We start from the raw sequence: 9,231 nt of genomic DNA on the forward strand, positions 1-9,231 counted from the left end.
CCCTCGCGGTTACCCCCGCTTGAACGGCGTCATTTCACCCAGCGCATGAATCTCGTGCACCACCGCGGCGCGCTCGCGCTCAAGGAAATCCGCGACCGCCCGCCGGAAGCCCGGATCGGCGAGATAATGGGCCGAGAAGGTCGGCACCGGCCGGTAGCCGCGCGCCAGTTTGTGCCGGCCCTGCGCCCCCGCCTCGGCGCGGGAGAGGCCGCGGGCGATGGCGGCGTCGATCGCCTGGTAATAGCAGAGCTCGAAATGGAGGAAGGGCACCTCCTCGAGCGCGCCCCAATAGCGGCCGTAAAGCGCCTCCGCGCCGATCACGTTCAGCGCCCCGGCGATCGGCCGGCCGTCGCGGAGCGCGAGGATCAGCAGAAGCCGGTCCGCCATCCGCTCGCCGAGCAGGGAGAAGCAGGCGCGGGTCAGATAGGGATGGCCCCATTTGCGCGCGCCAGTATCCTGGTAGAAATGCCAGAAGGCGTCCCAATGCGCCTCCCTGAGGTCGCTGCCCGTCAGATGAACGATCTCCAGGCCCTCGACCGCCCGTTCCCGCTCCCGCCGGATCGACTTGCGGTGGCGCGAGGACATCGTGCCCAGGAAGTCCTCGAAGCTGCCGAACCCCTCGTTCAGCCAGTGGAACTGGCTGTCGGCACGGATCAGCCAGCCGGCCTGCTCGAACAGGCTCACCTGCTCCGGCGCGATGAAGGTGGCGTGCGCCGACGACAGGCCGTTGGCCTCGACCAGCCGCTCGGCCGCCGCAATCAGGGCCGGCGCGAGGGCCGGCTCCTTCGCCAGCAGCCGCCGCCCCGGCACCGGCGTGAACGGCACCGCGATCTGCAGCTTCGGATAATAATCCCCGCCGGCCCGCTCCCAGGCATCGGCCCAGCCATGGTCGAACACATATTCGCCGAGGCTGTGGCTCTTGAGCCAGGCCGGCATCAGGGCGGCCGGGGCCCCGTCCGGCCCGTCGATCGCGATCGGCAGCGGCCGCCAGCCCGTTGCGGCCGTCGCGCTCCCGGATTCCTCCAGGGCGGAGAGGAAGGCGTGGCCCAGGAACGGATCGTCCGTGCCGGCGCAGGCGTCCCACGCCGCCGCGTCGAATTCGGCGACGCCGCCGCCAACCCGCGCGACGACCGGCTCGCCGCTCATCGCGGGGCGACCTCGTAGATGATCTGGTCGGCATGCTCGGCGGCGCGGGCCCGCTCGCTCATCGTCCGCACCGTCCAGGTCAGCACGCGCAGCCCGCGCCGCTGCGCGCTTTCCGCGAAGGCGGAGGGCAGGTCCCGAATGTCATAGGCGAGGAAATCGGCCCTGCTCCGCCACAGCGCCAGCCGCCGGCTCAGCCAGCCGCGCCATTTCCTCCCCTTCTCGGTCACCACCAGCCCGCGCAGCCTTTTCGGGGCATGCCGCGCGAACCATTGCCCGACCTCGGGATTGAAGCTCATCACCGCCACCGGCCCGTCATAGCCGTTCAGCGCGTCGGCGACCGCTCGGCTGAGCGCGCCCACCTCGCGGCCCGGCGCTTTCACCTCGATCAGCAGCGGCGCCCGGCCCGCGATCAGCGCCAGCACCTCGGCCAGCGACGGAATCGTCTCGTCCGAATCGCGGAGGCGAATCCGCTCCAGCTCGCCGCGCACCATCCCGCAGATCGGCCCCGCATGCTCGGCCAGCCGGTCGAGCCTTTCGTCGTGGAAGACCATCGCCTGCCCGTCGCGGCTCGCCTGCACGTCCAGCTCGATCCCGTGCCGCGCCTCGATCGCGGCCTCGAAGGCGGCGCGGCTGTTCTCGATCCGCCCCTGGCCGTGCAGCCCCCGGTGCGCGAAGGGCCGCGCGATCAGGCGCCGGAGCTCAGTCTCCCTTGACGGCGACAATCGCGTCCACCTCGACGGCGGCGCCCCGCGGCAGCACCGGCACGCCGACCGCCGCGCGGGCATGGCGCCCGGCCTCGCCGAACACCTTCTCCATCAGCTCGGAGGCGCCGTTGGCGACTTTGGGCTGGTCGGTGAAATGCGGGTCCGAGGCGACGAAGGCGCCGAGCCGCACGATCCGCTCGACCCGGTCGAGCGAGCCCAAAGCCTTCTTCATCTGCGCGATCAGCATCACGCCGCAACGCTCCGCCGCCTCATGGCCGTGCGAGACGTCATAATCCTCGCCGAGCCGGCCGGTGATCAGCGAGCCGTCCTCGCGGAACGGGAGCTGGCCGGAAATGTAGAGCAGCCCGCCAATCTCCACCGCCGGCACATAAGCTGCGACGGGGGCGGCGGGATCGGGCAGGTGGATGCCGAGCTCGGCAAGGCGGGCGGAGATGCTGTCGGTCATGCGCCCGCTAAGCACCGCCGCCGCTGCCCGGTCAAGCGCCGCGCAATTTCTCCAGCACCCAGGGAAGCGCCTCGTCCCACCGGTCGATCCGGGCATGGGCGAAGGGCGAGGCCGGCGCGGCGGCGGCCATCAGTGGTTCGGCGATCATGTGCAGCCGCCAGACGTCCGGGGCGTGGGTCGCGACCGATTCGTGATGCACGGGCAGATCGTCGACGAAGACGGTGGCGGTCGGCTGCATCGCCTCGACCAGCTCCAGCACCGGCCGCCCCTTGCCGCCCTGGTTGCAGAGCACGCGGTGGCGGATCTCCAGCCGCTCCAGCTGCTCGACCCGATTGGCATGATATTGGTCGCCGATATTGGTGAGGATGACGATGTCCGCCTCCGCGCCGATCGTCCTCAGGGCGTCGAGCGCGCCGTCGACCAGGTGCTGACGGTGCATCTCGGCGTCGAAGAAGGCATTGAGCAGCTCCCACGCCCGCTCGCGCGGCACCGGGATGCCGGCCTCGTTCGTCAGCGCGTCGACGAAGCCGGGCGAACCCAGCCGGAAGTGATAGCCATAAGCCTCGGCGACATAATCGGCGAAGTGCGGCGCGAAATGGAGCAGCACGTCGTCGCAGTCCGAGATCAGCAGCGGCCGGCTCATTCCTCCAGCTCCTGCCGCGCCGCGACCAGGGCCGGCGGCGGCACGCCGAGCGCGCTCGCGCAACCGACCAGATCGGGCTCGTGATTTTCGAGGAAGCGCAGCACCGCGGCGAGGAAGGCCCGGTCCTCGATCCGCGCCCGAAGGGTCTCGGGCGTCAGCCCGGTCAAGGCCAGCAGCCGCGCGGCGCGGTCGTCCTCCGCGAGCACCCAGCCGAGCGCCCCAAGCGCCAGCGTCTCGCCGTCATTTGTCTGTTGGTTCCGCATCATCTACGGGTGCCCGGTGGGACAAAAAATCCTGGTTGTCGAGGACAACGAGCTCAATCTGAAGCTGTTCTGCGACCTGTTGCGCGCGCATGCCTATGTCGCCGAGCCGGTCCGCGACGGCCGCGAGGCGATCGCCACCGCCCGCGCCTTCGTCCCCGACCTCATCGTCATGGACATCCAGATGCCGCACATCACCGGGCTGGAGCTGATCGAGCAGATCAAGGCCGACGAGGAGCTCCGGCCGATCCCGATCATGGCGGTCACCGCCTACGCGGCGAAGGGCGACGAGGAACGGATCCGCGACGCCGGCGCCGAGGGCTATGTTTCCAAGCCGATCTCGGTGCTGAAGTTCGTCGGCGCCGTGCGGGCGCTGCTCGATGCCGCGGCGGCGCGGGCGACGGCCGAGGCCGGGAGCGAGGACCCGGAAACGGAGGAAGCGGCCGCGCCGGAAGGCGAGACCGCTCCTGAAGAGATCGGCGATGACGATCAGGACGGGGACGCGCCCGCCCGCGACGTCACTTGATCTTGGCTTCCTTGAACTCGACGTGCTTGCGCGCGACCGGATCATATTTCCGGAAGGTCATCTTCTCGGTGATGTTCCGCGGATTCTTCTTGGTCACGTAGAAGAAGCCGGTGTCGGCGGAGCTGACGAGCTTGATCTTGACCGTGGTCGGCTTGGCCATGACGGGCCCCTCTTGAAACTGGTGCGAAAAAAGAAAGCGGCGAAACCGCCGCCCTGCTTGCCGCGCGCCTCTGCCCGGGGAGGGCCGGATTGTCAAGGGCGGCGCACCTGAATCCCGGCAGAACGCATGGTTAACGCCATGGTAACCGGGATGACGCATTGTGTCGCCAAAGGCCCGATCAGGGCCTGAGGAGCGGGACATGCGGGTGGACCTCGACGGGATGATGGTCGTGCGGGCCGATCTCTGCGATCGCCTGGACCAGCTGCAGCGGGCCGCCGCCCGCCTGACCGTCCGCGAGTTCATGAGCCAAGTCGGCGCGATCCGCACCCTCGCCCTCGCTTACGGCCTCCTCCCGGTCGCCGCCGTCGCCGACGCCCTTTCTCGCGCGATCGCTGCCGAGCCGCGCGGCTGCCCGGCAGGCCTCTATTTCGACCGGCTGCGCGACGCGATCGGCTGCGAGCGCCTCGACGCCGCCGCCGAGCAGGCGATGCTCGCCTCGGTCTCGATCCGTCTCGGGGCGTAAAGCCCCTTCATGGAAGCCCTGGTCACCGCCTTCGTCGCCGCTTTGCTCGCGGGCTGGAGCGACAAGACGCAGCTCGTCACCGCGATGCTTGCCGAGCGGACCCGGCGGCCCCTGCTCGTGCTCGCCGGCCTCCTCCTCGCGCTCGCGGCCAGCAACATCATCGCCGCCTTTGCCGGCGCCTATATCGCCGGCGCGATCAACGTGCGCGCGCAGACCCTGCTGCTCGCGCTGGCCCTGCTCTTCGCCGGCGCCTCCGGCCTGATCCGCCGCCGCCCGCCCCGGCAGGCAACGCTCAGGCTGCCGCTGCTCACCGCCTTCATCCTCTGCCTCGCCACCGAAATGGGCGACCGCACCCAGTTCCTGACCTTCGCGCTCGCCGGCCGCTTCGACAGCGCCCCGCTCGCCGCCGCCGGCGCCACGGCGGGCGCGCTCGCCGCCTGCCTGCCGGCGCTCTTCCTCGGCGAGAAACTGCAGACGGCGGTACCGCTGCGCGCGATCCGTTATGCCGGCGCGGCCCTGTTCCTGATCGCCGGCTTCATCGCCGCCGTGAACGCACTCCGGCTGGTCTAGCGGCCCGCCCGCGGGCCGATCGTCACGATCCAGAAGTCCGGCGCCGCCCCGAGGCGGAGCGGCAGGATGCTCGCGCCGAGCCCCGCGGTGACGATCAGCTTGCGCCCGTTCTGCTCGACGAAGCCGCAGGCATAACGCTCGCCATAGGCCGAATCGTTGGTCAAGGCGCCGTAGAGCGGCAGCCTGATCTGCCCGCAATGGGTGTGGCCGGCGAGCATCAGGCCGATATCGGGCGGCAAGGTCGCAAAGGGATCGGGGCTGTGACTCAGCAGCACGCGCGCGCCGGACAGGGCCCGCATTGCGCTGTAGGTCTGCTGGTCGCGATTATGCCCCGTCCGCTGGTCGTCCAGCCCGCCCAGCGCCAGCGGCCCCGCCTGCACCGCCTGGTTGGCGAGCACCCGCACCCCGATCCGGGTCAGCGCGTCGCGCACCTCGCGACCGTTGCGCCAGTAATCGTGGTTGCCGAGCACGGCGAAGGTGCCGAGCCGCGATCTCAGCCCGGCCAGCGGCGCCACCGTCTCTGCGGTCGAATATTGGCTGGCGAGCGAGCGGTCCCCGACGAAATCCCCGGCGATCAGCACCAGATCCGGCCGCTGCGCGTTGACCTGCTCGACGATCCGCGCGAGCCGCTCGGGCGGCATGTCCGGCCCCTGGACGTGGAGGTCGGAGAGCAGGGCGACGCGGACCGGCGCCTGGCCGGCCGGGAAGCCGGGCAGTTCCACCCGCGCCTCGCGTACCGCCGGATCGGCGATCGCGCGCCAGTAGCTCCAGCCGAGCAGGAGCAGGAGCAAAGCGGCCAAGAGCAGCAGAAAGCGTTTGAACGTCATCGGGCTTGCATGGTCCGTGGGTAAGCGCATCCTGCGCGGAACTGGGAGGCGGGTCCGATCATAGTCCAGCGGCCCTAAGGAAACGGAAAAGAAGCCCGGCGATGCGCGATTTTTCCCAGCTGCTCGATGCGCTCGTCTACACGCGCTCGCGCACCGCCAAGCTGAAGCTGATCGGCGACTATCTGAGGCGGACCCCCGATCCGGACCGCGGCTATGCCCTCGCCGCTTTGACCGGCGAGCTCAACCTGCCGGCGGTGAAGCCCGCCGCGATCCGCGCCATCGCCGAGGAACGGGTCGATCCGGTGCTGCTCTATATGAGCCGCGACTATGTCGGCGACATGGCCGAGACCGTGTCCCTGCTCTGGCCCGTGCCGGAGGGACAGGCGCCGGACATGGACGACGGCACCTTGCGTCTCGCCGCGGTGGTCGAGCGGCTCGCTTCTTTGGGCCGCGCCGAGGCGCCGGGCGCGCTCGCGACCATGCTCGACCATCTCGACATCAGCGGCCGCTTCGCCTTGCTGAAGCTCGCCACGGGCGCGCTGCGCATCGGCATCTCGGCGCGGCTGGCCAAGGTGGCGCTGGCCGAGGCCTTCGGGCTCGACGTCGACGCGGTCGAGGAGGTCTGGCACGGCATCGGCCCGCCCTACCAGGCGATCTTCGACTGGGCCGAGGGCAAAGGCCCGCAGCCGACGGCAGAGAACGTCCCCGTCTTCCGCCCCTTCATGCTCGCCCATGCGCTCGAGGAGACCAGGGTCTCGCTCGACGACTATCTCGCCGAATGGAAATGGGACGGGATCCGCGTCCAGCTCGTCCATGCCGGCGGCGAAACCCGCCTCTACAGCCGGGCCGGCGACGACATTACCGGCAGCTTTCCCGACGTGGCCGGGGCCTTCGCCCGCGAGGGCGTGCTCGACGGCGAGCTGCTGGTGAAGGGCGAGGCCCAGGGCGGCGCCCTGGAAACGGCGGGAGCGGCGAGCTTCAACGCGCTGCAGCAAAGGCTCGGCCGCAAGATCGTGTCGGCGCGGATGCTCGGCGACTATCCGGCCTTCGTCCGGCTCTACGACATCCTCTTCGACGGGCATGAGGATTTACGCGCGCTCCCGCTCATCGAGCGGCGCCCGCGGCTCGAAGCCTTCGCCGCCACGCTCGACCCCGACCGCTTCGATGTCTCTGCAGTGATCGAGGCCTGGGATTTCGAGACGCTGGAGGAAATCCGCGCCGGCGCCCGCGACGCCGCGATCGAGGGCGTGATGCTGAAGCGCCGCGATTCCCCCTATGTCGCCGGCCGCCGCGCCGGGCTCTGGTACAAGTGGAAGCGCGATCCGCTCGTCGCCGACTGCGTGCTGATGTACGCCGCCCGCGGCAGCGGCAAGCGCTCCTCTTATTATTCCGATTACACCTTCGGCTGCTGGACCGAGGAAGGCGGCGGCGAATTGCTTCCGGTCGGCAAGGCCTATTTCGGCTTCACCGACGAGGAGCTGAAATGGCTGGACCGGTTCGTGCGCAACCACACGATCGGCCGCTTCGGCCCGGTCCGCGAGGTCGAGAAGACCCTGGTCCTCGAAGTCGCCTTCGATTCCATCCACCTCTCGAAGCGCCACAAATCCGGCCTCGCCATGCGCTTCCCCCGCATCTCCCGCATCCGCACGGACAAGCCGGCGAACGAAGCGGACACGGTCGGGACATTGCGCAGGATGGTGACCTGACCCCTGACTTGAGAAGCATCCAATTCCGTTCGGGCTGAGCTTGTCGAAGCCCTCCCCTTCTGTTTCTCTCCGCTCATGGGCTTCTGGGCCTACATGCTCCACTGCGCCGACCGCAGCTTCTACGTCGGGCATACGGACGATCTCGACGCGCGGATCGGAGCGCATCAATCCGGCCTGATCAAGGGCTATACCTCGACGCGCCTGCCCGTCACCCTGGTCTGGGCGGACGAGTTCCCCAGCCGCTACGAGGCGCTGCAGGCCGAGCGGCAGATCAAGGGCTGGCGCAGGGCGAAGAAGCTGGCCCTGATCCGGGGGGACTGGAGGCTGATCAGCGCCTTGGCCCGAAACGCTGAAGAGAAGAAGCGGGCTTCGACAGGCTCGGCCCGAACGGAGGAGGGTTAACTGCCGGACGAGTCCATCCGGACGGTTTGCTTCCCGGTGGGGAGATTGACCTCACCCACTCCCAGTAACCCGTTCGGGCTGAGCCTGTCGAAGCCCTTCCTTGACTTCAGTGCAGGGAAGTAAGGCCCTTCGACAGGCTCAGGGCGAACGGAGCTTGTGCCCGAATCCGGAAGCCTAGACCGTCGGCCGCCCCCGCGGCGCAAGCTGCCGGCCGATCATGCGGAAGTCCCGCCCGCCGGCCTGCATGGCGTCGCCGCATTGCCCGAGCAGTCTTTGCCGTTCCGCGCCCGTGGGCGCAGGCGCGTCCATGGCGGCGTCGGAATCGAAGCCGGGGTCGGCCGCGTCGATCCGGCCAAGAAAATACTGCGCGGCCATCCGGCCGAGGCCCTGGACCCTGGGGTCCCGGTCCTCGGCCAGATCGGCCATCAGCCGGAAGCAGCGCTGGTTCAGCACGTCCCCGGCCGCCGGTCCGTTGACCGGGGCAGCATTTGTCGAAGCAGCCATCATTGCGGCCGCGAGTAGCACGCTTTCCATGCCGCCCTTGGTAAACGGCAAAGGTGGACGCCGGGTCGCCGACAATGGTTGACGATCCGTTCAGCACGATCCGTGGAAATACCGAGGCTTCACAAGCCCTCCTCGTCATTGCGAGGAGCAAAGCGACGAAGCAGTCCAGCAGGCCTCGGACACTGGATTGCTTCGCTCCGCTCGCAATGACGGCAAAAGAGAAAGGGCGCCGCGACCGTGGCCGCGACGCCCTCTAGCTCAGCCCGCCGGGGCTCCCGGTTACTGGATCGGAACCAGGTTCACCGCCGCGGTCTTGCCGCGCCGGTCGACCTCCAGCTCGAACTCGACCCGGTCGCCCTCGTTCAGGGAGACCATGCCGGCCCGCTCGACCGCCGAGATGTGGACGAAGGCGTCCGGCTGCCCGTCGTCGCGGGTGATGAAGCCGAAGCCCTTCGTGGCGTTGAAGAACTTGACCGTGCCCGTCGCCTTCTCGCCGGTCAGCTCGCGCTGCGGCTTGTCGCGGGGGCCGCGATCCTCGACCGGCAGCGGATCGCCGTCGATCTTGAGGTCCGTCGCCGACACGCGCCCGCCCCGGTCCACCAGGGTGAACTCGAGCGGCTGCCCTTCGGCGAGCCCGGTCAGGCCGGCCTGCTCGACCGCCGAAATATGGACGAACACGTCGTCGCCCCCATCGTCGCGGACGATGAAGCCGAAGCCCTTCTGACCGTTGAAGAATTTGACGACGCCCTTGGCCTCGCCGACGACCTGCGGAGGCATGCCGCCACCGCCGCCGC

The 9,231-nt window shown here is 69.4% G+C and carries 13 protein-coding genes and 1 pseudogene; 5 read left to right on the top strand and 9 right to left on the bottom strand.

The features are described 5' to 3' along the window. Window positions 1-9 precede the first annotated feature (9 nt). From VEC11_RS18000 to VEC11_RS18020, 5 genes are read right to left on the bottom strand one after another with little or no spacing between them, the layout of a single operon-like run. Window positions 10-1,146, bottom strand: a complete 1,137-nt coding sequence (locus VEC11_RS18000; protein WP_464135538.1) for a GNAT family N-acetyltransferase — start codon at window positions 1,144-1,146, stop codon at window positions 10-12. Beyond that, window positions 1,143-1,868, bottom strand: coding sequence for a glycerophosphodiester phosphodiesterase family protein (locus VEC11_RS18005; protein ID WP_464135540.1), 726 nt, complete (start codon window positions 1,866-1,868; stop codon window positions 1,143-1,145). Before VEC11_RS18005 ends, VEC11_RS18000 begins: the two co-directional genes overlap by 4 nt. After that, complete coding sequence (locus VEC11_RS18010) at window positions 1,846-2,316, bottom strand: RidA family protein (RefSeq protein WP_464135543.1); 471 nt, start codon at window positions 2,314-2,316, stop codon at window positions 1,846-1,848. The genes VEC11_RS18005 and VEC11_RS18010 overlap by 23 nt, the downstream gene beginning before the upstream one ends. 31 nt (window positions 2,317-2,347) lie before the next feature. Then, window positions 2,348-2,959, bottom strand: a complete 612-nt coding sequence (locus VEC11_RS18015; protein WP_464135545.1) for an HAD family hydrolase — start codon at window positions 2,957-2,959, stop codon at window positions 2,348-2,350. Next, on the bottom strand, window positions 2,956-3,225 hold the full coding sequence (locus VEC11_RS18020; RefSeq protein ID WP_464135548.1) for a DUF3572 domain-containing protein: 270 nt from the start codon (window positions 3,223-3,225) through the stop codon (window positions 2,956-2,958). Before VEC11_RS18020 ends, VEC11_RS18015 begins: the two co-directional genes overlap by 4 nt. 13 nt (window positions 3,226-3,238) lie before the next feature. On the opposite strand from VEC11_RS18020, the pseudogene VEC11_RS18025 reads away from it, so the two are divergent. Then, window positions 3,239-3,598, top strand: a pseudogene (locus VEC11_RS18025) (response regulator); the annotation flags it as partial. A gap of 139 nt (window positions 3,599-3,737) precedes the next feature. Here VEC11_RS18025 and rpmG read toward each other — a convergent pair. Beyond that, window positions 3,738-3,905, bottom strand: coding sequence for a 50S ribosomal protein L33 (gene rpmG / locus VEC11_RS18030; protein WP_309002778.1), 168 nt, complete (start codon window positions 3,903-3,905; stop codon window positions 3,738-3,740). A 199-nt stretch (window positions 3,906-4,104) separates the two neighbouring features. Here rpmG and VEC11_RS18035 point away from each other — a divergent pair, with 199 nt between their 5' ends. Beyond that, window positions 4,105-4,428 carry a hypothetical protein gene (locus VEC11_RS18035; RefSeq protein ID WP_464135551.1) on the top strand — a complete coding sequence of 108 codons (324 nt, stop codon included), beginning with the start codon at window positions 4,105-4,107 and terminating at the stop codon, window positions 4,426-4,428. Window positions 4,429-4,437: 9 nt separating this feature from the next. Beyond that, complete coding sequence (locus tag VEC11_RS18040) at window positions 4,438-4,998, top strand: TMEM165/GDT1 family protein (RefSeq protein ID WP_464135553.1); 561 nt, start codon at window positions 4,438-4,440, stop codon at window positions 4,996-4,998. On the opposite strand, the gene VEC11_RS18045 is transcribed toward VEC11_RS18040, so the two are convergent. Beyond that, on the bottom strand, window positions 4,995-5,825 hold the full coding sequence (locus VEC11_RS18045; protein WP_464135555.1) for a metallophosphoesterase: 831 nt from the start codon (window positions 5,823-5,825) through the stop codon (window positions 4,995-4,997). The two genes, VEC11_RS18040 and VEC11_RS18045, sit on opposite strands and share 4 nt — an antisense overlap. 101 nt (window positions 5,826-5,926) lie before the next feature. Between VEC11_RS18045 and VEC11_RS18050 the strand changes: the two genes are divergently transcribed. Both VEC11_RS18050 and VEC11_RS18055 read left to right on the top strand, forming a co-directional pair. Next, complete coding sequence (locus VEC11_RS18050; protein ID WP_464135558.1) at window positions 5,927-7,531, top strand: cisplatin damage response ATP-dependent DNA ligase; 1,605 nt, start codon at window positions 5,927-5,929, stop codon at window positions 7,529-7,531. Between the two features lie 75 nt (window positions 7,532-7,606). Continuing rightward, complete coding sequence (locus VEC11_RS18055; protein WP_464135561.1) at window positions 7,607-7,933, top strand: GIY-YIG nuclease family protein; 327 nt, start codon at window positions 7,607-7,609, stop codon at window positions 7,931-7,933. Window positions 7,934-8,107: 174 nt separating this feature from the next. Here the strand turns inward: VEC11_RS18055 and VEC11_RS18060 are convergent, their stop codons facing one another. Together VEC11_RS18060 and VEC11_RS18065 are read right to left on the bottom strand one after the other, a co-directional pair. Further along, complete coding sequence (locus tag VEC11_RS18060) at window positions 8,108-8,437, bottom strand: hypothetical protein (RefSeq protein WP_464135564.1); 330 nt, start codon at window positions 8,435-8,437, stop codon at window positions 8,108-8,110. 279 nt (window positions 8,438-8,716) lie between these two features. Beyond that, window positions 8,717-9,231, bottom strand: a 515-nt coding sequence (locus tag VEC11_RS18065; RefSeq protein ID WP_464135566.1) for a cold-shock protein, incomplete at its 5' end; no start/stop codon positions are given.

This window comes from Allosphingosinicella sp. (assembly GCF_035626655.1).
In the GTDB taxonomy this organism is placed as follows: Bacteria; Pseudomonadota; Alphaproteobacteria; order Sphingomonadales; family Sphingomonadaceae; genus Allosphingosinicella.